Here is a 24819-nt window from a genome sequence, read left to right as displayed (position 1 = left end):
CGCGCAGGAAGCGCTTGCACTTGTTATGAGAAGGGAAGCATTTTGAGCAGTGTGACGCGGCAGCGGACGGATCCATCGGCGAAACCTCCCGGGCGGCGGCTGCTCGATACGGGTCTTCTGGACATCGAGTACTACTCAGCCCAGTGCGGACGGAAGTTTCGGACCCCGCAGGAAGGTGCCGAGCATTTCGCTCGTTTCGGGATGCGCGCCGGCCTCAACTGCCATCCACTCTTCGACCTTAGTTATTTTCCTGCCCGTTTCAAGGACTGGTACCGGGCTGGCAACGTCGACAGAGTGCTCGCTTATCTGCGTAGTGCGGAATCACGCGCGCACCGGTGGTCGCCTATCTTTGACCCGGGCGAACTCGACCCTGAGGGTGAGTCCAGATCGGCCCTGCTTACCCGATTCAAGCCCCGGGCTGAGGCCGAGATTCCTTACCCCGCCCGTCACCTGGGCGAGCCGCTGTCGTGGCCTCAGGTGCGCGAACGAGTGGTGGATTACGCCAGGCACGTTTACACACTTAGCAGGCTGCGTAAGCCGTTGCGTCTTTCCGAGTGGGACTTTGCCCGCGAGGAGGCGTGGTTGGCCTCACTCGGCATGAAGCGGTTCGTGCAGGAGTCCGACCAACCCGCTGTCTCCGTCGTGATGCCGGTTTGGAACCGTGGCGAGACCGTCAGCACCGCGATCAACTCTGTGTTAAATCAGTCCCTCAAGTACTGGGAACTCATCATCGTCGATGACGGTTCCTCTGACCACACCAGGGAGGTGGTGCGGGCATATGCGCGCGAAGACCCGCGAGTCCGACTCATCGAGTGCGAGCACGCCGGGGTCAGCGCCGCCAGGAACGAGGGTGTGCGACAGGCTCGCGGCCGGTACATGGCGTTCCTTGACTCCGACAACACGTGGAGGAAGGGCTTCCTGCGGCGGATGGTAGCGGCCATGGACCGCGATGCGCTGGATGCCGCATATGCGGGCATCAGGATGCTGAACGACAGGCATGAATTCTTGGGCCAGGACCTTGAGTCCGGTCAGCTCATACAGCGCAACTTTGTGGACATGAACGTCCTTGTCGCGCGCACGGAGCTTGTCCGCAGCGTCGGCGGCTTCGACACCCGTATCAGGCGGTGGGTCGACCACGATCTGGTTCTGAAAATTTCCGAGGTTGCGGACATTACCTTTCTGCCGTTTATCGGGTGTGACTACGTCGATTCGGGCGACGATAACCGGATTACGCGCAGCGAGTCAGAGAACTGGCAGCACGTTGTGGTCGACAAGCACGTGGACCGGTACATCCTTCGGTCGGAGGTAGGGAACGTTCCGACTACGGGCGTTTCCTTCATCGTTCGCGCGGATGGAAATGCGCAGCGAACAATCCTTACCATTCAGTCGCTGATCGAGTCCAACGACGTTGACCCGGCCGCGATTATCTTGCTGGACGATCTCGATGGGATGCGCGAGTCCGTCAAATTGTTTACGGCGCTCTTGGGTGTATCTGGGCTGCGCTATTGGAAGTTGCCGCGCCGGTACACCGACGCCGTCGTGTGGAATGTCGGCGTGCGCGCAACGACGTCCGACGTTGTGTTCTTCATCGCAGCTGGTACGGAACTGCGGCGCGGCTCCGTGACCGCCATGACGGACCGCATGGCCATCACCAGCGCAATCGCACTCCAGCCTCTCGTGGTTGATCGCGGAGGCGTCGTCGTGAGTGCCGGCGGCTTCGGTGTTGGCCGAGGGCCTGCTGTAAGCCTGTTCGAGGGACTTACCGTCAAGGATGCGGAGTCGGCCGGTGCCCGCGAGATCGACTCGGTGTGGCCCGCGGCGTTTGCAATCGACGGAGCCGCGCTTCGTGAAGTCGGCGGCTTCCGACCGATTCTCGCCGGCGCAGGCACGTACGGCGACCTTATCGACCGGTTGCGCTCCACCTCGGGGCGTTCCGCGTGGGTGGAGCCGGCGGCGCTGGCCGTAGACAGGACCGCCAAGACCAAGGATGACCGCGCCGTCTTTGACGCCCGCGATCTCCGGTGGCTTCCGCCTCAAGTCGACCATGTCGACTCGATGCGATCGGCCTACGGGCAGCTCGACCTCGAACTGACTGGCTTCCATTCAGGCGCCGACGCCAGGATCACGCCTGCACGACCGGTTGTTACCTGGCGGAACGGGGGTCTCGACGGCCGTCGGCGTCGCTGGTCCATCAAGATCGGCGCGGAGTACAGCGCCGGCGGCAGCAGGTGGGGTGATGTGTTCTTCGCCGCGGACCTCGCCGAGGCGCTCGAACGGCACGGTGAGAGCGTCGTCATCGACCGTTTCGGTGCGTTCGACCGTCCGACGAATTACCTAGACGACGTCTCCCTCATCATTCGGGGCCTGCACCCCTCCTACCCACAGCCGGGGCGGGTCAACCTCATCTGGGTGATCAGCCGGCCGGATCTGGTGACGAAGGAAGAGCTCGAAGGCTTCGACGTGGTCTTCGGAGCGTCGCCGAAATGGTGTACCTACGTGCGCGAGCACTGGGGCATCGACGCTATTTTTCTGCCTCAGGCTACTAATCCGGCGAGGTTCAACCCCGCACGCCGCGCTGAGTCCGAGACGCATTTCGATCGAATCTTCATCGGCGGGCCCCGGAAACCTGTTGGCCGCCGGATTGTCGCTGATTGCATCGCGGCCGGCATGCGCGTCGACGTGATCGGGCCGCGCTGGGCCAACTTCGTGCCCGAGAACTGGGTGGCGTCGAAATTCGTTAGCAACGATGAGGTCGCTTCCGTTTACGCCGCGGCGGACGTCGTCCTCAACGACCACTTCGAAGACATGGCCGAGTGGGGATTCGTCAACAACAGGCTGTACGACGCCGTTGCCTCCGGTGCGAGGGTGCTCAGTGATGCCGTTGAGCAGGTAGACGAAATCTTCGGCGGCGCGGTCCAGACGTACCGCTCTGTCGAGGAACTTCGTGACATCCTTGCCGACCCGGACGCCCACTTCCCGGATCACGCCTCGATGTCTGAACTCAGCGCCATGGTCCGTGAACAGCACAACTTCGACCGACGAGCGGAGGCGATCCTCCAGGCCATGAGCCGGTGAGCGTCCAGCGGCACCCCGTGAGGTCCGTCTTGGGACACAGTGTGACCGAAACGTCCCAGCAGCCACTAGACTCCGGGGGGCGCTGTGTCAGTTCGGACGTGTTCGCCTCAACTCAAGGGGTAGTGCGCGTTCGTCCCGGACTCCGCGGCGCGCCCGTGCGGCTGACAAGCGCTGCGCGATAACGTGCAGGAGAGATTTACGTGAGTGAGCCCGATCCCCGCTGCGTGGCGGTCATTGGCCTGGGGTACATCGGCCTACCGACGGCCGCCGTCCTTGCAACGCATGGTGTGAGGGTCGTCGGTGTCGACGTGAGCGACCGCCACGTCGACGCGGTCAACCGCGGCCACGTGCCGTTTGTGGAGCCAGATCTGGCGACGCAGGTGGCTGGGGCGGTAAGTCAGGGGCTGCTCAGCGCCCAGAGTGAGACGCCGCACGCGACTACCTACATCGTGGCCGTGCCGACGCCGTTCAAGGACGGACACCGGGCCGATTTGTCGTTCATCGACGCCGCCACTGACGCGATCATCCCGCAGTTGCGCGGTGGCGAACTCATCATCCTCGAGTCAACCTCCCCGCCGGGAACGACCGAGCATGTGGCCACCCGTGTGCTCGGGTCGCGGCCAGACCTGTCACTTGATGGCTCCGGTGGTCGACCGGTCGTGCAGTTCGCGCACTGTCCCGAGCGGGTGCTTCCCGGCCGGATCATGGTGGAGCTGATCACCAACGACCGCATCATCGGCGGGCTCACGCCCGACGCTGCGGAACGGGCCCGCGACCTGTACGCAGTCTTCTGCCGAGGCGAGCTACACCTGACGGACACCCGCACGGCCGAGATGGCCAAGCTGACCGAGAACGCGTTTCGCGACGTGAACATCGCCTTCGCCAACGAACTTTCGGTCATAGCAGAACGGCTGGGCATCGACGTCTGGGAGCTCATTGAGCTCGCGAACATGCATCCGCGTGTCAACATCCTCCAGCCCGGTCCGGGGGTGGGGGGACACTGCATCGCGGTCGACCCGTGGTTCATCGTCGATGCGGCGCCGGAGCAGGCCAACCTCATCCGTACGGCTCGCCAGGTCAACGACGGCAAGCCCGAGCACGTGCTGGCTCGGGCGGTCGACGCCGCCAGGGAGCATGAGGCGCCGGTGATCGCGGCCCTGGGGCTCGCCTTCAAGCCCAACGTGGACGACCTGCGCGAGTCACCGTCGCTGCACATCACCGCCGAGCTTGCTCGAAGGCTGCCCGAGGCGCGGATCATGGCCGTCGAGCCCTACATCGCTACGGCACCCGACGTGCTGGCCGGTCTGGACAACGTCGAACTTGCCCAGACCGAACGGGCGATCTCGTCGGCCGACATCATTTTGCTGCTGGTCGATCACGCCCAGTTCAAGACGATCAACACCGCTGATCTCGCGGGCAAGGTAGTCATCGACACCCGAGGCATCCTGCGCCACAGGACTCCGCCGATCCTCGGCGGGGATGGAGCGAACCCCCTCGACCGACTGACGAGGGCCCGGCGGTGAGCCGGCGACGCGCGATTGCGGCGGCTACCGCCGCGCTGGCCGGCCTGGCGGTGCTAGTTGGCGCCTGGGGAGTTGCAGCGGGCGATGTGCTGATCGTCGGAGCCGCGGTGCTGATCGGAATCTTCGCGCTCTTGTGCGGGGCGCTGCTCGTGCTTTGGGTCCTTCGCAGCCTGGCCGCCGCCGTCGCTCGCGACCGCAAGCAGCTGAGCGCTGAGCTCGCGGCCGTGCGCAAGAAGCAGTCGACGCATGAGTACGTCCAGGAACAGGCCCTCTCCCGCCTCGAGCACATGGGCGCCGGCGTCCGGTCGGACGTCGAGGCGCTGCTCTGGGAGCGGCACCCCCTCGACGTCCCGGCTTTGGAGTTCCGCAGCGCGGGGCCAGGGGCGCCTCGGGTGCTCTTCGTGACGAGCAACGGCGGCGGCATGGGACACCTCACGCGGCTCATGGCGGTCGCGAAGCGAGCCGACGGTCGGTTCCGTTCGGCCTTTCTCACCCTCTCAAGCGCCTACCACGTGGTGGAACGCCAGGGCTTCGAGGTCGCGCACTACGTGAGCCACGGCGACTCCCCACTCAGCGCCGACGTGTGGAACCGCCGCTTCTCCCGCTATTTTGCCGCACTCATCGCCAAGCTCCGGCCCGATGCGATCGTCTACGACGGCGCATGGATGTACCGAACGATTCACGAGGTTGCCGAGCGCAGCGGCACGCCCCTCGCCTGGTTCTGCCGCGGCTTGTGGAAGGACACCGCCAACCGGAGCCAGTTGCGTCGTTCGCAAGACCTGGCAGACGTCGTGATCGTGCCGGGCGAGGGCATGCTGGTGCCGACGGACGACACACTGGCCGAGCTCCAGGGGGCGCTGAGGGTCTCACCCATCACCCTGGTGGACGCCCACGACGCTCTCCCGCGTCTCGCGGCAGCACGCGAGCTGGGGCTCGACGACACCCGGAATCATGTGCTTATCCAGCTGGGCGCAGGCAACATCAATGACATCGTGGAGATCCGCGACGTCGCAGTCCGGGCCGTTCTCTCCCTTGGACCGGAGTGGGTCCCCGTCGTATCGACCTCTCCTCTGTCGCGCGACTCCTATGAGCCGCCCGAGGGCGTCGTCCACATCCGCGAGTACCCGGTATCTCGGCTCGCCCGCGCGTTCGAGTTTGCGGTCGTGGCCGCTGGCTACAACACCGTGCACGAGATGATCAGCCTGCAGCAGCCCGCTGTCATCGTCCCCAACACGGCGACCCTCACGGATGACCAGCGCGCACGGGCGGTCGCCGTCGCGGAGGCCGGGATGGGGTTCTGCGCGCAAACCGAGGACGAACTGGTCGACGCGATCCGGGAGCTCTCCTCGCCGGCGACCCGCGATCGCGTCAGGACGGCATTGGACGGTGCGCGGCTCGAGAACGGTGCGCACGACGCGGCCAAAGCGATCGGTGCGCTGGCCCTGAGCAAACGGGGGCGCTCTGGCACGGCCGTGGTAAGTGATGGCGCCGTTGGCGCCGACGAACCCTTGTCGCGAATAGCACAAGGAGTATCGCACGGGCGGTCAGCACTGATCGCAGCGGATAGGAACCGGCGCGAATCCGGGCAAGACGACGCCGGTCTCGGGCTGCTCACACCCATTGGAGAAGAGTCGTGAACTACCGGCGCTTGGCGTCAAGGCTGACCAAAGCCCAGAAGACGCTCCTGGGCACGGCGTGTGTCCTCGCGTTTGTCGGCGTTCTCGCTTCGATCACGCGCGCGTGGGCGCTCGTCGGTGTAGTCGTTACCGCGTTCCTCTTGTTACTGGTGGCGCTGGTGGTCATGGCCTCAAGCATGGTGTCGAGGCGGGTTAAGCGGCACAGCGACTCGCTAATGCACGAGATCAACGCATATCGCTCAGCACCTCAGGGAGCAAGCGGGCGCGCGCACGCAAAGTCACGGCTGGCGATCATCGGGGCTGCGACGACGACGTCCCAGTGGGCGCGGCGCTTGCGCGATGACCCCAAAAGGCTGGAGGCCTTCTTCAACGAGGCGAAACGGACCCGGTCCTACGGGGCGCGCGACGTGCTCGCCAACGCGGCGACGAACGGGGAGCTGGACTACTCGGCGCTGAGTCACCGCATCGATGTCGCTCGATCCGGACAGCTGAATGCGGCGGCGATGCCGTCGCCCAACGCCCACTTCTGGCTCACGGGGCTGCTCGCGCTGGCCAGGCTTCTCTTCGCGCAGCGGACCATGGCGCCCGACCTCCGGAACGCGCTTCACCTCTATGAGTTCGTCGAGAGCAACTGGGGCGTGGGCGCACTGAGCAGTATCGACCGTTCCTACTACTCCGACCTCCTGGTCACCTGGCGCCAGTACGAACGGGCGGCGGCAGTTCTTGACTACGACGAGCCCAAGGCGGACCGGAAGTTTTGGCACCGTTTCCTGCGGCTCAATGCAGTCAACCCGAACCTCCCCGGTGTGTCCGCGACCGAGGAAGCGTGGCTTGCCGGGCTCAACGAGATCTACGCCGAGCACGGATACGCGCCGGTGCATCTGCGCCCAGGTCCCGAGCCCGCCTTTTTCCGTCTGGTTGCGGAGGCACCACCGGCGGAGAGGGCCGAGCAGCCCTTGGTCACGGTCATGATGCCCATCTACGAACCCGACGAGTCCACCGACGTGGCCATCGCCTCGATCCTGGGCCAGAGCTGGCAGAACCTGGAACTCATCATCGTCGACGACGGCTCACCCCTCACGGACGAGAACGGCGAGCCGACCGACTACCGCACACGGCTGCAGCGCTGGGCCGAGACCGACGAGCGCATCACGCTGATCCTGAACGATGCGAATCGAGGCGCCTACTCCGTCCGCAACCAGGCGTACGCGCTGGCGACGGGCCATTACGTCACAGTCGCCGACAAGGACGACTGGCACCACCCCCAGCAGATCGAGTACCAGGTGTCGTACCTCGAGGAACACCCGGAGCAGCCGGCCATCCTGGTCAACTGGGTGCGCGTCGACGAGTCATTGCGCTTCTTGCTCCGGTGGGGGCCCGATCGTGTCGTACATTCCAGCTTCGCCTCACTGATGTTCCGCCGCGCCGAGGTGCAGGAGCGCCTCGGATACTGGGACACGGTCCGCAAGGGGGCGGACAAGGAGTACAAGACGCGGATGGAGGTCGTCTACGGCGTTCCCCAGATTACGCCGATCGAGCCCGTTCCGCTGGCCCTGTCCCTCATGGGAACGGACAACCTGACCTCCGTGGACATGGGCCTGGGCTTCGAGCACGAGGACCGCCGCAGTTACCGGCGGGGATACAACATGTGGCACGAGCGCATCGCTCAAGGAGCGTCGCCCTACCTCGCCATCAACCCCGAGCGGCGTCCATTCCCGGCACCGGCGAGCTTCCTACCTGCGCGCCTGGGGACAGAGCAGTTCGACGTCGTGTACGTCGCAGACTTCGGGTCCGCGCAGCTCGGCAACGCGGCCGAACTGCGCGCAGAGCTCGCGGACTCGATCGCGCGGGGCCTTCGTGTCGGCATCGTCCCGGTGGCCGACTTCATGCACCGCCGCATCATCGACACGACCAGCGACATCGATGACCTGCTGCTCGCCGGCGCCATCGAGCGGGTGGCTCTCTCGGACGTCGCCAGTGTCCGGCTGATCGTGGTGCGCTGGCCCTCCGTCATGCAGGTCACCCGCGACGCCCCGTCCGCGTTGTCCGTGGGAGAGGTCGTGGTGGTGGCCGACAGGCACCCCATGGACCTCAAGAGCGGCCGGCGCAACTACGACGTCACCATGGTTTCGGAGAATGTGCACCGGATCTTCGGGACCTGGCCAACGTGGACGACGACGAAACCCACCGCAGGCAAGATGCTGCAGCCTCAGCTCGCGCCCGGTCAGATGCTCGATGGGTTCTGGGCCGGGGCGGGGGCGTATTCCTCGCGGGAAACTCCGAGCGAGGCGGCCCCGGATGAGCAGCAGCCCGTGATGTCTGAGGTGGGCTAGAACTTCCCGGATCCCAACCGCGCGGGCTGCCGGTCACGGCCGTAACCCGCGCACGTCGCTCATGTCTGTTTGAGAGGAAGATTTTTATGCGTATTTCAGTGATCGGCTGCGGGTACCTGGGTGCGGTGCATGCGGCGTGCATGGCGGAGCTGGGCCATGACGTGGTCGGGATCGACGTGGATCCGGCGAAGGTGGCGCTGCTGTCCCAGGGCCGTGCGCCTTTCCACGAGCCGGGCTTCGAGGAGGTCCTCAGGCGCAACGTGGAGGCGGGGCAGTTGCGTTTCTCCACCGACTTCGCGGACCTGGCCGGCGCGCAGGTGCACTTCGTCGGGGTGGGCACCCCGCAGGTGCAGGGCGGTTACGCCGCGGACCTGACGTACGTGCGCGATGCGTTCCGGTCGCTGCTGCCCTTCCTGGGCGAGCACCCGGACGGGCCCATGCTGGTGGTGGGCAAGTCCACCGTGCCGGTGGGCACCGCCGCCTCCCTGGCCGCCCAGGTGCGCCCGACCGGGGCGCACCTGGTGTGGAACCCGGAGTTCTTGCGCGAGGGATTCGCCGTGCAGGACACCATCACACCGGACCGGATCGTCTACGGCCTGCCCGCCGACCCCGCCGCCGCCGACGCGGCCCGGGAGGTGCTGGACACGGTCTACGCCAGGCTGCTCGAGCAGGACATCCCGCGCCTGGTCACCGACTACGCCACCGCCGAGCTGGTCAAGGTCGCCGCCAACTCCTTCCTGGCCACCAAGATCTCCTTCATCAACGCCATGGCCGAGCTGTGCGAGGCCACCGGCGCCGACGTCACCCAGCTGGCCGAGGCCATCGGGTACGACGACCGCATCGGGAGGAAGTTCCTGCGGGCCGGGATCGGCTTCGGCGGCGGATGCCTGCCCAAGGACATCCGCGCCTTCATGGCCCGGGCCGGCGAGCTGGGGGTGGACCAGGCGCTGACCTTCCTGCGGGAGGTCGACTCCATCAACGACCGGCGCCGCGACCACATCGTGAACCTGGCCCGCGAGGGGCTAGGCGGAACGTTCGAGAACAAGACCGTCGCCGTGCTCGGCGCGGCGTTCAAGCCGGACAGCGACGACATGCGCAACTCTCCCGCGCTGGACATCGCCGCCCGCATTGCCGGTGAGGGCGCCACAGTGGTCATCACCGACCCCGCCGCCGGGCCCCGGCTCCAGGCCGAGCGCCCCTCCGCCAACGTGGCCCCCGATGCCCACGCTGCCGCTGCTGGCGCTGACGTGGTCCTGCTGCTGACCGAGTGGCAGCAGTTCAAGAACCTCGACCCCGCCACCCTCAAGGACGTCGTTACCACCCCGTGGATCATCGACGGCCGCAACGCCCTCGACCCGGCCACCTGGCGCGCCGCCGGCTGGACGTACACCGGCATCGGCCGCCCCTGAGGTATTGCAGGAGATGTCTGGCATTGCAGAAGACTCCCGCACCGGGGTCGGCAAGGGCGACGGTGTGATTGTCCCAACCTTCGACGAGCGGCATCGTGCACCGGTTTTAGTCGTTCCTCGCATTCCGAGTTTCGACTTGGCCGAGCGACGGCGGTACGTCATCCAAGAGGAGCCGTCCGAGGTGAGACTGCCATTGGACGTGCTTCTCGTTCCTCGCCCAGGGGCCAGCGTCCTGGTGGTATCGCTCCACGGCTACACCGATAGGAAGAAGTATTCGCTGCCGAGGTTTGAGCGTTTGGCCAGCCTCTCCACGCTGGACACGCACGTGCTGTACGTCTCCGACCCGACCCTTTCACTGGCCGCTGACCTGAGCTTGGCCTGGTACGTCGGAACCGCGAGTGACGATCTGGTGTCTCGACATGCTGCGTTGATCGCAGCCTGCGCCGCCCAGCTCGGGGTCGAGCGTGTGGTGCTCGCGGGCTCGTCCGGTGGAGGGTACGCGGCGCTTGCGCTAGGTCCGCGGATCCCAGACTCATTCGTTGTGGCATTTTCGCCGCAGACGCGAATAGGGAATTACCATGCGCCGCACGTGAACCGCTTCATCAGGCGAGTGTTTCCGCAATTCGCCAGTTGGCAGGAGGTCGAGCGCGAGTATCCGAGGCGAATGAACCTCTGCCTCGACGCGAGTACGAACGGCGGCCCAAAAGGTTGGTACGTCCAGAACAATCGGGACCCCTTCCATCGTAAGAATCACATGGCCCCGTACCAGAAGACTGTTGGGCCGGGTATGAGATTCTTCGAAGAGCGGCATCGCGAGGGGCACGGTCCCCCCAAGGTGGAGCGCGTTCTGGACTGGGTCTCGGCGGCCATCCGTCATCCGGACTCGCCACCTGCCGCTTGACTTCGACGGCGTCGTGATGCGCGCCAATCGCCTACGACGGTGTCGCTGTCTTCGGCTCGCAGCCCATCCGGGAGGCGGAGCGGGGGAGATGCCCCTCCGCCACAAAGAGCCTTGAGGGCATTACTCGTTACAGACGGCCGAGATTGCTTAGTGACCTGCGGACGGCCCCGCGGAGGAGGGAATAGTTGGGGCGAGACGGACGGCGTAAGCACATAATCATCGACCAGATCGGTCGCGCAATTCGGGAGTGGGGGAGCTGGGACGCGTCTACGATGGCACTCCCTAGCACCGGCCGAGGTGGGGTTCTGACTTCAAAGGGAGAAGTCATGGGTCTCTCACGTCGCACCTTCCTGATCTCGGGAATCGCCGCCACATTGGCGGGCATGGCCACCTCAAGCTCCGCAGAGTGGGCCGTGCCGGGGGCCGTTCCCTCCGGTCAGTGGCAGTCGAACCTCGTCCAGAGCTCGGATCTGGGTCTGGTGTATGTGCGGAACCGGGGACACAGGCTTCCCGACTTCAGCCATGCGGGTTATCGCAATGGGCAGCGCAGCCTTCCAGCGGTGCCCGTGGTCCACGCCATACAGTCGGTCGCAGGGGACAACACGGCTCATATACAGCGGGCGATCGACAAGGTCGGTGCCATGCCGCGGAAGGCCAACGGATTTCGCGGTGCCCTCCTGCTGAAAGCTGGGACCTACCAGGTGTCGGGGACGTTGTATCAGCGTCATGCCGGTGTCGTCATTCGCGGCATGGGCGACGGGGGGGACCCGGCAAGGAACACCATCATCCGTGCTGTTGGCAACCTGCCCGCGAGCCGCGACGTACTCGTCGTTGGAGGAGATGACAAGGGTGGTTGGGACGGCAAGGTGGGGGGCAGGCAGACGAACGTCACTTCGCCTTACGTGAACGTCGCAGACGCGACGTTCACGGTGGCGGACCCCCGGGGCTTGCGGGTGGGGGACAACATCATGATCGTCCACCCATGTACCCCAGCTTGGCTCGCCGCTGTCGACGGTGGAGGGACGGGCAAGGACGCGGCGTGGGAGATGGGTAGCGTGCCGATTGTTTACAACCGATACATCAGGGCGCTATCCGGCAACCGGCTTACGGTGGACGTGCCCCTCTTCAACGTTCTTGACCGGTCAAAATCGCAGAGCTACGTCTACGTGTGGGACCGTGCGGGTCTGGTGACCGAGGTCGGCGTGGAGCACCTCAGGATCGACATCGCGGCATCGGGTCCGAGCGACGAGAACCACGCATGGACGGGGATGCGCCTGTCACAGGTTGAGGATGCCTGGATCCAACGATGTACCGTCCTTCACTTCGCTTACGCCGGCGTGTTGACCAGCGGAGCCACTCGGGCCACGATCTCGCAGTGCCGTTCCATCGACCCGGCGTCCAGAGTCGAAGGAAACCGCCGATATAACTTCTGTGTTGACCGGCGGTCCCAGCAGGTGCTGGTTACCAGATGCCAAGCACGCAACGCGAGGCACGCATTCGTCTCGAACGGCACCAGCTCCGTCTCGGGAATTGTGTTCCACCGATGCACGGCCACCGGCAGCTACACCTCGAGCGAGGGCCACCGGCAGTGGAGCCAAGGTCTGCTATTCGACAACCACAAAGAGATGGCGCCTCGAGCTGAGCGAACGCTCTCGCTCTACAACCGCGGGGACTACGGCACGGGGCACGGCTGGTCTGCCGCACACTCCGTCGCCTGGAACTCGGATGTCGCGGGCACCCAACTCGTAGTTCAGCGCCCACCGACCGCCCAGAACTACGCCATCGGATGCTTCGGTCGTGTCACGGGTATCGGCCCGTTCAGCGCGCCGGCGGGGCACATAGAGGGCACTGGGCGCCGTGGGCTGTATCCGGCATCGCTCTATGAGGCACAGCTGGCCGACCGGCGCGCTTGAAGCCGGCTGGCTCTGGGAGCGTCACGGTGTCGGACTGTTCCGGTGCCCGGTGCCCGGTGCCCGGAGCCCAAGGGGGCGGCGGGCGCGAAATGGGACATACATTATCCGTATAGGGCTCGCCCGTGACAAGGTCGAGGCCATGACGCCATTGCAGGCATGGCACAGCGCCCCGATCAATGACTCGGCCATCCCGGTCACCGCAAACTTCGATCACCTGCTCTTCGGCCGGGGCTATGTCCTCTCCCGCACGCCGCGCCCGTTGCCCGCTGCTCACTGGTTCACCCGGAAGGTGGGCGGGTGGCAGCTGTCATGGGACCCGCGGCTCGAGGTGAATCTCGTCGGGAGTGCGGGGCGGAGTGTTCTGACGATCGGGAATGTCATCGACCTCCGCCGCCAGGTCACCGGCGTCGCTGCCGCCACAGGACACCTTGCATCTTGGGACCGGTCGCGAGACGGCCTTGACGAAGCCCTGGAGTGGCTCGCGGGCCGCCATTGTCATCCTCGGGCAGAGCGCAGGGGGTGACTTCTTCCAGACGGATGCCACCGGCATGCTCTCCGCCTTCTACTCGCCCGAGCATCAGGTCATCTCGTCACACCAGAATCTCCTTGCCGAATCCGTCGGCGGGCTCGGACTTTCCCGCTTCGGCGAGCCGGGCTGGCTCAAGAAGCACCGCTCCTTTACCTTTCCGGGTCTGTACACGCGCTTTGCCGGCGTGTGGGCACTGCCGGCGAACGTGTCGAACTCGATCCGCACACCTTCACGGTCCGACGTGTGGGGGGGCCGCAACCGACCGAAGCCGCGGAGCCCCGCGAGACGGCGGCGGAGGTTCTGGAACTCATGCGTCGCCAGCACCCGTTCCTCCGCCGCGCCGGTGGCGGTCCACTCGTCTCGCTGACAGCTGGCCTGGACAGTCGCATCACTCTGGCTGCCATGCGCGAACTTGTCCCCGAGTCGCTCTACTCCACCTACGAGAAGCGTTACGACCTCAAAGACGGCTCCGGTCGCGACCTCGAGGTCGCCAAGCAGCTCGCCGAGCACCTGGGACTGCACCACCACGGCTATTCCCTAGAAGCTCCAGCCGTGCCGTACCGTCGCCGCTCACTCGCCTGATGGAGCGAAATACATTCGTCACCCACAGCCGGGCCGTCGCCGCCTCCTATCTCACCGAACTGCCAGCCGACCGCCTGCACGTGCGCTCGAACCTGTACGAGATCGCGCGCGGGTACTACCGCAGGAAGGAGCGCCCCCAAGTCGACCCGCGGCTCTTCGCGCGCATCCTCACCACCAACGCGAACCCGCCCCGGCCGGTCATCGAGGCCTTCGAGGAGATGGCGGCCACCACGGGGATCCTGGACGTCGACGGTTACGACCCGCTTGACCTGTTCTACTGGGAACACCGGATGGTCAGCTGGTTCAACAAGGTCCTGCTCGAGTCCGACGTGGCGCACGACACCCACATCTTGATCAATTTGAGGGCGATCCTGCGCCTGATGCTCTCCGTCTCGGCGGCCGACCGCCTCGCTGCGCGCGTGTTCGACCATCTCGTCGACCTCGCCTGGCCGGCCGTCTACGACCTGCCCGTCAATGGTGCGGCCCGCGCGTTGCCGGTCCGCGGTGAACTTGCCGTTCTCGCGCACCCATCCATAAGCGGTTTTCTGATTCGCCCGACGTATACGTTGGTGGATCAGCGGGCGGAGCGCGACCGAGCCGGATGGGCATGTGAATCCCCGTCTCGATGCGCGGGCGTTTCTCTCAGGCGGAGAGTCTCTCCATCTTGAGGAAGTTGAGCGACACGGATGCGTCGCCGGCATGCCACGTGCGCGCCCGGATGCGGTCGCCCGCCGCGCCGGGGGGCAACTGGATCAGCAGCTGGCGGGACGAATCGCCGGGCGTTGGCGTCAGGTAGACGAACCAGTCGACGCCCTCATGGCGGGACCAGGTGAGACCCGAGTCAGTCATGTCCAGGTTCGTCCCCGTGACGGCGACGCTGAGGAGCGCCGGGGTCTTCCGGGCGTCGGTGCTGCATGTCAGGCGGTACGTGATCCGATACACGGCGCCCCCGACGAATTCCCCAGGGATCGCGACGCCCTCGTCCGTGAGACGCACGTCACTGTCCACCGCCGGCGCCTCCTTGTCTCGCTCGGCAGTCCGACGAAGGACCTCGTCCATAGCGGGAAAGAGATCGGCGTACGCCGTGGGATCGGCAATCTTCGCGTGCCGCGACATGTCAGCGAGGATTTCCGCGTAAGCCTGGCGGGCCGTCCGGTCGAAGACGGTGTCCTGGGACTGGTGGCGCAGCCAGAGGTATCCAATGCTCCTGGAGTCGACGATGACGGGCATCTTGCGATCGACGGTGGTGTGATCGACCTGTCCCAGCGACCGAACCTTGCCGCTGGCATGGTCATAACGGCACACGTAGAGCTGGCCGGCGCTGAACATGCGGTGGTGGCACTCGCGAACGTCGACCAGGTGGTCGCCGGCGTGGAGTGCGGTCAGCCCCCTCCCCAGGGACACCGCGTACCCGACGGTGGCGGGGTTGATGTGCCTGGACACGAGTTCGAGGTAGTTCCGGGGTAGGACGTCGTCATCGTCTACCCGGAACCAGGCGAACACGCCGTCCTTCGGTGGGTCTTCGGCGAGGAGGCGGGCGAAGAAGCGCAAGAGGGACGAGTCTTCGCTGACATTGTGGAGCGCGATGACGGGGAATCGTTCGGCGCTCGCCAGCAGGCGCAGCTTCCACCGCTCCGGCAAATTGTCGGAGTACTGAACGATGTGCCGGTACGGGTGATCCTCCTGCATCGACTGGTAGGTGGGCATCGCCCAGTCGAAGAAGGTGCGAAACCGCGCCGCCAGCCGTTCGTCGTCGAACAGGTACTGCTCGTAGTCCTCCACCGACTGGTGCTTGAGCGTGGCCTGCCAGGCGTGGCTCCGCGGGTTGAACACGCTGAAGCGTGTCACGCCGAGTACGGGGGACTTTCCTTGCGTCACGGTCTACCTCACTGTGGTGTTCTGTATGTCGCTGGCGGGCGCGCACGGGGGCGCCTCACGGCGGAGAGCAGCGACGACCCATCGGAGCGTCCGCTCCTTGGAGGGCGGCGTGTGCCCGGGGCCGTGGTCTTCGAGGAAGAAGTCGACCCCCCGCGGTTCGGAGCCAGCGAACGGCCGCAGGTGGTGCTTGACGTGAAACCCATCCTTGGCGTTCTGCACGTACCAAAGGCGTCCAGGCCGCGGGTGCTTGAAGGCCGACGATAGGTCGAGCCGCCCCGGCCTTGCCTCCTCGACGGCGGCGAGGCGCGTCGCAGGCGTGAAGACGTAGTCCTGAAGGGCTTCGACCTGCTGGGCGTGGTACCGGGTCACCGCAGTCTGCGGGGAGAACGCTACGGCGTTCGCGTGCGGCAGGTGCTGCGCGATACCGAGAGCGGCGAAGCCTCCACCAGACGATCCGGTGAGCACGATGCGATCGGCCCGGAGCTTGGAGGCCGTGACGTCGACTAGCTCTGCGAGCCGGAGAGGCAGGTCATCCGTCGGCGTGCCGACATACCAGCCGATGGAGAGGCGGTCATCGACCGTGATGGTGGGGTCGGAGATATAGAGGGAGTGGGTGTCGATCGTCGAAAAGCTCGCGAGCCGTTCGAACCGAGGAAGGGAGTATGTCGCCCGGTCGGTGTACCCGTGGAGCGATACGACCAGCGTGCTCGCCGACCGGCTCCGAGTGATGAGGGCGTCGATCGGGAGCAGCCCGTCCCCGGCGTCGATCCTTAGCCGGAGCCGGTCCTGCACGCGGATCCGCTCGGGGCGGCGGACCGTCACGATAGGTGCCTGGTGCCGGGCGTCGTACGGGCGTCTCCGAACCCGGCGAACAAGAGAACGCATCGCCGCCTGCGACCGGCCCAGCGACGAGGTTGGCTCAGCGGCGAAGGATGGCATGGCGAGGAGGATTGGACTCACGCGGTGCGGAGGTGAAGGAGATCTGTGCAGGTGCATAAGCTTCGACGGCGTCCCGCATGAGTGACTCTGCCTTGGTTTCATCGCCCTGGGCGATGCAGCGCGCCCAGCGACCGAAGGCCGCCGCAGTCTCCGTCGCGGTGCCATCAGCCACGATCTTGCCCTGGTGGATCCAGATGGCGCGTGTGCAGGTCTCCTCGATGGTCCTGGCCGCATGGGAGACCAGGAACACCGTCCCGGCTTGCTTCCGCAGCTCGGTCATCTTCTGCTCGCTACGGTCCCGGAAGGCGGCGTCACCAGTGGTGAGTGCCTCGTCGATCAGCAAGATGTCGGGGCGGGACGCTGCGGCGATCGCAAAGCGCAGGCGCGAAGCCATGCCTGACGAATAGGTCCGCATCGGGAGGTAGATGGCCTTGCCAATCCCCGCCAGGTCGATGACGTCCGGCAGCATGCGCTCGGTCTCCTCTGGAGACTTCCCCATGGCGAGCAGGCCCAGTCGCACGTTCTGCTCACCCGGCAGGTTGGGGATGAGTGCCGCGTTGACGCCCAGCAACACCGGGTTCGACTGTGCCATCACAGTCCCGCGAGCGGGTGTCTCTAGACCGGCCATGATCCGCAGGAGCGTGCTCTTGCCCGAGCCGTTGCGGCCGATGACGCCGACCGACTCACCCGAACGCGCGACGAACGAAACCCCGCTGAGCGCCCGCACCAGCACCTGGGGGGAGCGGCCCAGCAGCCGATTGGCGATCCGTACGGGCTTTGGCACAGCCGCGCGGGCAGCACGATCCGCGGAGGGAACCCTGTACCGCACGTGAATGTCCGAGACGGCGACCGTGGCCGGACCGATCGGGGCTTCCGGGACCACTGCCACGGCCTTGGTGGCATTCGCATCACTCACGTCCGTACCGCTCCTCCGCGCGCCAGAAGAAAATAAAGCCCGTCACGAAGATGCCCACGGCCCAGCAGGCCAACAGCAGCCACGACGAAGCATCCGGCACGGCCTCGTAGAGAAGGACGTCACGAGACATGTCGAGGACGGCGAAGGCGGGGTTGAGCTCAAGCAGCGCCAGTGCCTGGGGGTTGTCGACGAATCGGTCGAAGGAGAACATCACAGCGGATCCGTAAAGCCAGAAGCGCGTGATGAAACCCAGAACATGCTTGAGGTCCGGGACGTGGGCAGTCAGCCGCGCCGCGAAGAACGCCAGCCCGAGATTGAACATCGTCTGGAGCAGGAAGATCGCCGGAAATAGCGCCCAGCGCCACGTCACTTGAGCGTGCGGGGGGATCGCCAGAATCATCACGATCATCGTCGCGATGACGGGGAGCATCCCGATGGCCTCCCGGAGCACCACGGCCAGTGGCACGGCAGCTCGGGGGAACGAGAAGGCCCGAATCACGTTCTTGCCCTTGATGAGGGAATCCGCGCCGCCGGTGAGGGAGCGCGCCGTGTAGCTGAACATGAAGACGCCGATGAGGAGGTACCCGATGTAGTTTTCGATGCCGCGGGAGGTCTGGAGCAGCAGTCCGAAGATGAGGTAGTAGGTCAGACCATCCAGCAGCGGCTTGGCCACCAGCCACAGATTGCCGAGCAGCATGCCACCGTTGCCCGAGAACGCACGTGCCCGGGCGTCTGCCCAGATGAAGTGCCTGCGCTGGAAGAGCTGACGGATGTAGCGGTGGAGCGGTTCGCGCCGGCCCACGGGCTTGAGCGCCCAAGTCCCGACAACCTCTTCGCGGGCACCCGCGCTGCGGATGCGCTCGACGAAGCGGGCACTCTCGAGCGCAGTTCGCCTCGAGGACACTTCTTCCACGCTCACGCGGCGGCCTCCAGACGCTCGTAGACGAACCGATAGACCGTTCCGTTCGCCTGCCACGTGCGGGTGGCGGCGAAGGAACGGCCCGCCCCACCGTACCTGCTGCGACGGTCCGAATCGGTCGCGAGCTCGGCCAGAACTCCTGCGAGAGCGGCCACGTCCTGGGGCGGGACCACCATCCCGGTCCCCGGCGTGGCAACGACCTCAGCGAGAGCGGGCAGGTTGCTCGCGACCACGGGCCGGCCGGCGGCCATCGCCTCGACCGGCTTCAGCGGCGTGACGACGCGGCATACCTCGACGTCGAGCCGCGGCACGACGAAGACGTCCAGCGCCCGGTGCCAGAGCGCGGCGCGGTCGTGAGCCACACGCCCCGGGAACAGCACGCTGGCCTCGATGCCCAGACGTTCGGCGTGCGCAATGAGGGTGGGCCTGGAGACGCCGTCGCCAACGAGTGCGGCGCGTGCATCCAGCCCACGCGCGCGCAGCAGCGCGACGGCGTCGAGGAGTGTGGTCAGGCCCTCGTAGGGCACGAGCGAGCTGACCGTGCCGACCCAGAAGCCCTCGCTCGGCAGACCGAGACGCGCCCTGGCCTCATGTGCCTCAAGGCGGAACTCGAGCAGACGCTCGTCCACAGCGTTGGGGACCACGGTGATCCGATCCGAGGGCACGCCCCGACCCACGAGCTCGGCCCGGAGCGTCTCGCTGAGCGTGACCACGTGGTCCGCCCCGAGCATGAGTTCGGTCTCCTTGGCCCGCAGCAGCTGGTACCGCTCACTCGCAGTCGCTGCCGCTCGGCCGGCCTCCGGGCGTGAGGCGAGCCAGGTGTTCTCGAGCACGCCGCGCACCTCGTACACCCACGGCAGCCCCGTGGCGCGGGCAACGGCCTCGGTGACGAGGGCGTTGGTGAAGTTGGTGGTGGTGTGCAGCACGGTGGGCTCGAAGCGGTCGGCCAGGCGGAGCACGCCGTCGGCCATCTGCTGCAGCCGCGAGCCCGGGGTGTCCGCCAGACCGGCGGGCAGCAGGCGGCGGTAGGTGATGCCGTCCACCACGTCGGCTCCGCGCGCGTGGACAAGGCCAACCGTGACGGGGTAGCCGATGCGGGTGACCGCCTCGACGGCGATGCCGGCCTGCTGCTGCGCGCGCAGCACCTCGTGGCTGCGGATCGCGTACCCGCTGCGGGTGCGGGGGAGGGAGTTGGTGAGCACGTGGAGCGCGCGTGGGCTCGTGACTTGGGCCATCGGCCGCGCGGACGTCCGGACGGGCGGGTCGAGCCGGAACCCCGGTTGCATGGTCGCCCGCTCGGAGACCAAGCGCGCCCGGTACCGCTTCGCTGCGCCCACACCGTCGAGCAGGTCGATCGCGCCGCTGACCTCGCCCCGTTGCCAAGCTGCCCGGGCGCGCGTCACCGTCGGCCCGGCGGGGAGCCCGCCGGGCACGCTCTCGGCCTGGCCGAGCTGGATAGCGAGCTCGGCGGCCACACGGCGGCCGAGGGCCGAGCGTGGCGTGGCCGCGCCGGCGAGCAGCGACGCGGCGGCGTCGGGCCGGTCCGCAACGAACGCGGCGAGGGCGCTACGGAGGGTGGGGTGCCCGCCGGCGCCCGCCCCGAGGGCCCGCGCCACGGGGCGCCGGAGTCGCTGGGGAAGGCGGCGGGCGGTCTGCAGGACGAGCAGCAGCGGGTCGTAGGCAGCGTGGTTGATCGCGGTGCGGCCCAGCAGCACGGTGTTGCGGCCCAGCTCGGCCACGCGGGCGAGGCTACGCATGCGCGACCGCCGCCAGCAGGCCGAGGTACTGCTCGGCGAGCGCGTCGTCGTGGGCGTTGCGCTGCACCCAGGCCGTGCCGAGGGACCCGACGTCGAGGAGGGGGCGTTCCTGGTGCAGTTGAGCCCACAGCCCGGCCAGCGCCTCCTCGTCACCCGGCGCGACCACGTGCCCGCCATCGACCCCCCGGAGGATCTCGGCGGCCTCACCGGCGAGCACCCCGCTGACGTGCTTACCGAGGGCCAGCACCTCGTACAGCTTCGACGGCACCGTCCAGCGCAGCGGTTCCCAGCCGCGCAGGCTGACGAGCACGGAGTCCGCCCACCGGTACAGGTCCATGACCTCGCTGTGCGGCACCGGCGGCTCCACGCTGACCGGCGCGTGCAGCTCCCGGGCGAGATGTGTCATGGCCGCCGCCTCCGCGCCGTCGCCGACGATGCGCACCTGCAGCGGCACGCCGGCGCGTTCGGCCAGCGCAGCGGCGCGCACCGCCGTCCCGAGGCCCTGGGAGCGGCCCACGGTGCCGAGGTAGAGGACCCGCAGTGCCGTGTTGCCGGGCCGACGCCGGAGCGATACCGGGCCTGCGCCGGCCGGCAGGTGGGCGCCGTTGCGGATCGTGGTGACCCGGCGCATGCCCCGGGCGCGGAGCACGTCGGCGAAGGACTCGGTGGTGGTCACCACGGCGTCGGCGCGGCGCTGTAAGGCGGTGATGACGCTCGGCGCCGTCCGCCCAACGAATGCTCCGAACGTCGTCGGGCGCGCGGGCGCTGGGGCGACCGCCGCGTCCCAGTCATCCCGGGCCCCCAGCAGGTCGGGCCAGGCGTCGCGCATCTCCAGCACCACGGGGGCGCGCAGCGCCTTCCCCAGGGCGAGACCGGCCGGGATGGAGGGCAGTCCGGGCGCCGTCGCGATCACCACGTCGGGGCGGTGGCGGCGGCCGAAGCGAGTGACGCCGACCCGCACGGCGTCCATGGCGGCCACCAGCTGGTCCAGGCCGCGACCGGCCACCCGGCCGCCGTACTCGCGGAAGTGTAGGCGGTGCACCGTCTCGCCGTGCGCGCCGCTGCTGACTGCGCCCGGGCGGAGGTGCGAGGACAGATCGCTGGCCCGGCCGCTGGGGTAGTGGGGGGACGGCGCCAGAACGGCGACGTCGTGGCCCGCGGCAACGAAGCGGGAGACCAGGGCGTCCCACCGGTGCTGCGGCGCCCCCGGCTCGGGAGCGTAGTAGTGGGTGACAAGAAGGATCCTCATCGCAGCGTGCTGGTCCTCACCTTGTGCCACGGCTCCGGCGCGCCGACCCGGACCGGGAGTTTCAGGTACGCCACGCAGACCAGCGCCATGGCCGCCAGGCACAGCAGGCGCACGGTCACGCCGGCGCCGAGCATCGCCGGCACGGCGAGCAGGCAACACAGAATGGCCACGCCGGCGACGGTTGCCGAGCTGGCGACGTGCGACCAGCCGGCCGCCACCAGCCGCTGGTACACGTGGAGCTTGTGGGGTTGGTACCACCGCTGGCCCGCCCGCAGACGCAACCACAGGGTGTAGGCCGTGTCAGCCCCAAAGACCGCGAGGGGGGCGATGACCGTCTCGATCCGGGCGTCGGCTAGCAGCAGCCAGGCGCCAAGTGCCGCCCATGCGGCGCCGAGCAGGTACGACCCGACGTCCCCGAGAAAGACGCGTGGGGCGGGCACGTTGAAGGGCAGAAACCCCACGATTGCGCCCAGGATGGCCAGGGCGAGGGCGACGGCGCCGTGCGCGTCCACGTGGGCCGCGACGACGGCGAACCAGCCAGCCGATACGACGCCGTGGAAGCCCAGCAGGCCGTTTGCGCCGTCCATGAAGTTGGTGATGTTGACCAGGGCCACCATGGTGGCCGCCAGCACCGGCAGCCAGATTAGCGACCGGTCGGCGGCGAGGAGGATGCCCAGGCTCAGGATCATTGCCGCCACGATCTGGAGAAGCAGCCGGGCGAGCGCGGAGACCCCGTACAGGTCGTCCCAGAGGCCGATGATCGCGAACGTGAGCACCGTGGCGAGGGCGAGAATCAGGTGGAAGGACGCCGTCATCAGCAGCGAGCCGGGCGCCGCTCCGGTGGCGAGCACCCCGGTCGCGAGCAGGCCGGCCAGCACCGCCGGGACGAGTGCGAGCCCGCCGCCGCGGGGTACCGGGGCGTCGTGGAGCGAGCGCTCGACCGGCACGTCCACCACCATCGCCCGGCGCAGGAGCGGCACGAGGACCGCGACGCAGGCGGCGCTGACCAGCGCCGCGGCCAGGGCGCCTCCCAGGGCTGCGATCGTCACCGGTTCGACTCCGCCCGCTCCCGAACGGTGTGCGACCCCTCTGGAAGTTCTCCCTTGTGTAGCTCGTCGAGATCTCGCAGCACCGGCGCCTCCCCGGAGCCCAAGGCCGCCTCGCGCAACCACTCGACGATCGCGCCCGTGGGGGGATGGGAGCGGACCTCGTCCCGCAGATTGGCGATGTGGGGGAAGTAGCGGCGGTCGACCAAGGGGGCCGTGACGTGGGTGATGAGCGGGTGGACGGGGCGGTGGTCCGACTCGCTCTGGCCCAGGCGGGTTTCCACAATTTTCTCGCCGGGGCGGGGGTGGGTGTAGACGACCTCGGGGTCCGGATATCCCTGCAGTGCGGCGAACCGTCGGGCCAGCTCCTCGACGTTGTGGGGTTCGCCCATGTCAAGGACGAGGACCTCGCCCGAGCGCCCGATCGCGCCGGCCTGCAGCACCAGCTGGCACGCCTCCTGAGCGCTCATGAAGTACCGCGTCATGTCCGGCGACGTGATCGTGAGCGGCAGCCCCGCCTCGAGCTGAGCGGCGAAGGCGGTCAGCGCGGAGCCGCGCGAGCCCAGCACGTTGCCGAACCTCACCGAGATGTACCGGTGGTCCGGCGGCAACGCCTGACCCACAGTGGCGGTGAGACGCTCCGAGATGCGCTTGGTGTAGCCGAGGACGCTCTCCGGATCGGCGGCCTTGTCCGTCGAGATGTGCACGAAGCGCTTTACGCCGTTCTGGGCACTGGCAACCAGCAGCCTCTTGGTGGCAGCGACGTTGGTCAGGAACGCTTCTTCCGGGAACCGTTCCGTGAGCGTCAGGTGCTTCAGCGCGGCGGCGTGGAAGACGATGTCGGGCCTGACGGCCTCGAGGAGACGGTCGATGAAGCCGGGCGAGCGGAGGTCACCCAGGACGAGGTCGTCGGAGTCGAGCATGGCCTGGCCGTCGATCGAGAGCTGCACGGCATGCAGGGAGGACTCGTCACGGTCGGTCATGACGAGGCGGGCAGGGGAGTACTGGGCGATCTCCCGGCACAGCTGGGAGCCGATCGAGCCGCCAGCGCCGGTGACAACGACGACGCGCCCTTCGAGGTAGCCGGCAATGGAGTCGATGTCGGTGTCGATCGCACGCCGGCCGAGGAGGTCCTCCAGCGACAGGGAACGGAAGACCGACGTGTGCAGGCGGACCTGGCCTTGGCGCCTGGGACCGGGCTTGTGCGTAGCGAGGATCTCGGTAGAGCTGGGCAGCACCTTGAGCTCAAGCCCTGCGCTCGCTGCCAGGTCAGCTGCGTGAGCGACCTGCTCGGCCGTGGCGGAGGGGATGGCAAAGACCGCGACCTGAGCCTGGGTGCGGGTTGCGACCTCGGGGAGCTCGTTGATGCGGCCGAGCACGCGCACGCCTGAGACTCGTAGGTGCTGCTTGCCCGGGTGGTCGTCCAGGATCCCCACCGGGCGCAGCGCGGAGTGCGCGTCGTTCAGCATCATGGAGATCGCCTGGGTGCCGCCGGCGCCGGCACCGAGGACGAGCGTGCGCTGCACGTTGGGCCTCGGCGCCTGGAGCGAGCGACGCACGCGGACGAAGACCCACCGCGCGCCGACCATGGTCAGCAGCGCTGATGCGGGAGCGGCGAGGGCCACCGAGAGGGGGATGATCCGCGGTGCCGTGAGCGCCGCGGCGAGGACGAGCGCGACGGTGATCGCGCCGGTCAGCAGTGCGAGCGCCACGATCTCGTCCGTAGAGGCATAGCGAAAGCGCTGGCGCATGAAGCAGAAACCCGCGAGCTGCCCGGCCACGGCGAGCGCGATGGCCACGACCAGGCCCGGCCTGTTCATGTCCGAGAACGTGAGGTCATACCGGGCGACCGTCAGGACCGTCAGGACGAACACCCAGGTGAGGCAGTCCAGGACCACGTAAGCTCCGCGCGGCCACGTCCTTGTGATGAGCCGGCCGTGACGGGACGTCGGGGGCTTGCTCACTCTCTCGGTCCAATCGTGGGGGACGGGCAAGCCTGCTCAGCGGCTCTCCGCCAAATCGCTGCGGGTCGGAAGTTGCTGACAGGCAACGGACAGGGTACTGCGGAATTGCGGGCGGCTAAATGTGAGGTCCGCTGTAGTCGCGTGTGTCGGTTGTGGCGAGCCGTCGGAACCTGGCGGAGTGGCCGACCTTCGGCGACGCACTGACGCCGGGCGTGACGGCTTGCGTCACCGCGAAGCTGAGCGAGATCC

Annotated in this window: 18 protein-coding genes; 10 read left to right on the top strand and 8 right to left on the bottom strand. The window is 67.4% G+C overall.

Annotated elements, in window-relative coordinates; translation table 11 throughout:
- The first annotated feature begins 51 nt into the window (after window positions 1-51).
- The 10 genes from ACF0H8_RS17035 (at window position 52) to ACF0H8_RS16990 (ending at window position 14570) form a co-directional block, all read left to right on the top strand.
- Window positions 52-3075 (top strand): glycosyltransferase, encoded by a 3024-nt coding sequence (locus tag ACF0H8_RS17035; protein ID WP_395290917.1) that lies wholly within the window; start codon window positions 52-54, stop codon window positions 3073-3075.
- Between the two features lie 200 nt (window positions 3076-3275).
- Window positions 3276-4598 (top strand): UDP-N-acetyl-D-mannosamine dehydrogenase, encoded by a 1323-nt coding sequence (gene wecC, locus ACF0H8_RS17030; protein WP_395290068.1) that lies wholly within the window; start codon window positions 3276-3278, stop codon window positions 4596-4598.
- On the top strand, window positions 4595-6235 hold the full coding sequence (locus ACF0H8_RS17025; RefSeq protein ID WP_395290067.1) for a glycosyltransferase: 1641 nt from the start codon (window positions 4595-4597) through the stop codon (window positions 6233-6235). The genes wecC and ACF0H8_RS17025 overlap by 4 nt, the downstream gene beginning before the upstream one ends.
- On the top strand, window positions 6232-8568 hold the full coding sequence (locus tag ACF0H8_RS17020; protein ID WP_395290066.1) for a glycosyltransferase family 2 protein: 2337 nt from the start codon (window positions 6232-6234) through the stop codon (window positions 8566-8568). The genes ACF0H8_RS17025 and ACF0H8_RS17020 overlap by 4 nt, the downstream gene beginning before the upstream one ends.
- 86 nt (window positions 8569-8654) lie before the next feature.
- A complete protein-coding gene (locus ACF0H8_RS17015) occupies window positions 8655-9977 on the top strand; it encodes a UDP-glucose dehydrogenase family protein (RefSeq protein WP_395290065.1) in 1323 nt (440 codons plus the stop codon).
- Between the two features lie 13 nt (window positions 9978-9990).
- Window positions 9991-10878 carry a hypothetical protein gene (locus ACF0H8_RS17010; protein WP_395290064.1) on the top strand — a complete coding sequence of 296 codons (888 nt, stop codon included), beginning with the start codon at window positions 9991-9993 and terminating at the stop codon, window positions 10876-10878.
- A 326-nt stretch (window positions 10879-11204) separates the two neighbouring features.
- Window positions 11205-12791 carry a hypothetical protein gene (locus ACF0H8_RS17005; RefSeq protein ID WP_395290063.1) on the top strand — a complete coding sequence of 529 codons (1587 nt, stop codon included), beginning with the start codon at window positions 11205-11207 and terminating at the stop codon, window positions 12789-12791.
- 374 nt (window positions 12792-13165) lie between these two features.
- Complete coding sequence (locus ACF0H8_RS17000; RefSeq protein WP_395290062.1) at window positions 13166-13687, top strand: hypothetical protein; 522 nt, start codon at window positions 13166-13168, stop codon at window positions 13685-13687.
- A 35-nt stretch (window positions 13688-13722) separates the two neighbouring features.
- Window positions 13723-13902, top strand: coding sequence for a hypothetical protein (locus ACF0H8_RS16995; RefSeq protein ID WP_395290061.1), 180 nt, complete (start codon window positions 13723-13725; stop codon window positions 13900-13902).
- Entirely contained in the window at window positions 13902-14570 is a 669-nt protein-coding gene (locus ACF0H8_RS16990; RefSeq protein ID WP_395290060.1) for a hypothetical protein, read from the top strand. The genes ACF0H8_RS16995 and ACF0H8_RS16990 overlap by 1 nt, the downstream gene beginning before the upstream one ends.
- Here ACF0H8_RS16990 and ACF0H8_RS16985 read toward each other — a convergent pair.
- From ACF0H8_RS16985 to ACF0H8_RS16950, 8 genes are all read right to left on the bottom strand, one after another.
- The gene (locus ACF0H8_RS16985; protein ID WP_395290059.1) at window positions 14545-15780 is read right to left on the bottom strand and encodes a glycosyltransferase; all 1236 of its coding nucleotides are present in this window, start codon (window positions 15778-15780) and stop codon (window positions 14545-14547) included. The two genes, ACF0H8_RS16990 and ACF0H8_RS16985, sit on opposite strands and share 26 nt — an antisense overlap.
- Window positions 15781-15783: 3 nt before the next feature.
- Window positions 15784-16602 (bottom strand): hypothetical protein, encoded by an 819-nt coding sequence (locus ACF0H8_RS16980; protein ID WP_395290058.1) that lies wholly within the window; start codon window positions 16600-16602, stop codon window positions 15784-15786.
- A gap of 97 nt (window positions 16603-16699) precedes the next feature.
- Window positions 16700-17635 (bottom strand): ABC transporter ATP-binding protein, encoded by a 936-nt coding sequence (locus ACF0H8_RS16975; protein ID WP_395290057.1) that lies wholly within the window; start codon window positions 17633-17635, stop codon window positions 16700-16702.
- Window positions 17628-18554 carry an ABC transporter permease gene (locus ACF0H8_RS16970; protein ID WP_395290056.1) on the bottom strand — a complete coding sequence of 309 codons (927 nt, stop codon included), beginning with the start codon at window positions 18552-18554 and terminating at the stop codon, window positions 17628-17630. Before ACF0H8_RS16970 ends, ACF0H8_RS16975 begins: the two co-directional genes overlap by 8 nt.
- Window positions 18551-20293, bottom strand: coding sequence for a glycosyltransferase family 4 protein (locus ACF0H8_RS16965; protein WP_395290055.1), 1743 nt, complete (start codon window positions 20291-20293; stop codon window positions 18551-18553). The genes ACF0H8_RS16970 and ACF0H8_RS16965 overlap by 4 nt, the downstream gene beginning before the upstream one ends.
- Window positions 20294-20303: 10 nt before the next feature.
- Entirely contained in the window at window positions 20304-21560 is a 1257-nt protein-coding gene (locus tag ACF0H8_RS16960; RefSeq protein WP_395290054.1) for a glycosyltransferase family 4 protein, read from the bottom strand.
- Window positions 21557-22609 (bottom strand): hypothetical protein, encoded by a 1053-nt coding sequence (locus ACF0H8_RS16955; RefSeq protein ID WP_395290053.1) that lies wholly within the window; start codon window positions 22607-22609, stop codon window positions 21557-21559. The genes ACF0H8_RS16960 and ACF0H8_RS16955 overlap by 4 nt, the downstream gene beginning before the upstream one ends.
- Entirely contained in the window at window positions 22606-24504 is a 1899-nt protein-coding gene (locus ACF0H8_RS16950) for a polysaccharide biosynthesis protein (protein WP_395290052.1), read from the bottom strand. The genes ACF0H8_RS16955 and ACF0H8_RS16950 overlap by 4 nt, the downstream gene beginning before the upstream one ends.
- Window positions 24505-24819 lie beyond the last annotated feature (315 nt).

This window comes from Georgenia sp. AZ-5 (genome assembly GCF_043952095.1).
Taxonomy (GTDB): Bacteria; Actinomycetota; Actinomycetes; order Actinomycetales; family Actinomycetaceae; genus Georgenia.
Note: the sequence above shows the minus strand (reverse complement) of the source record. Positions and strands in the feature narration are given on the sequence as shown.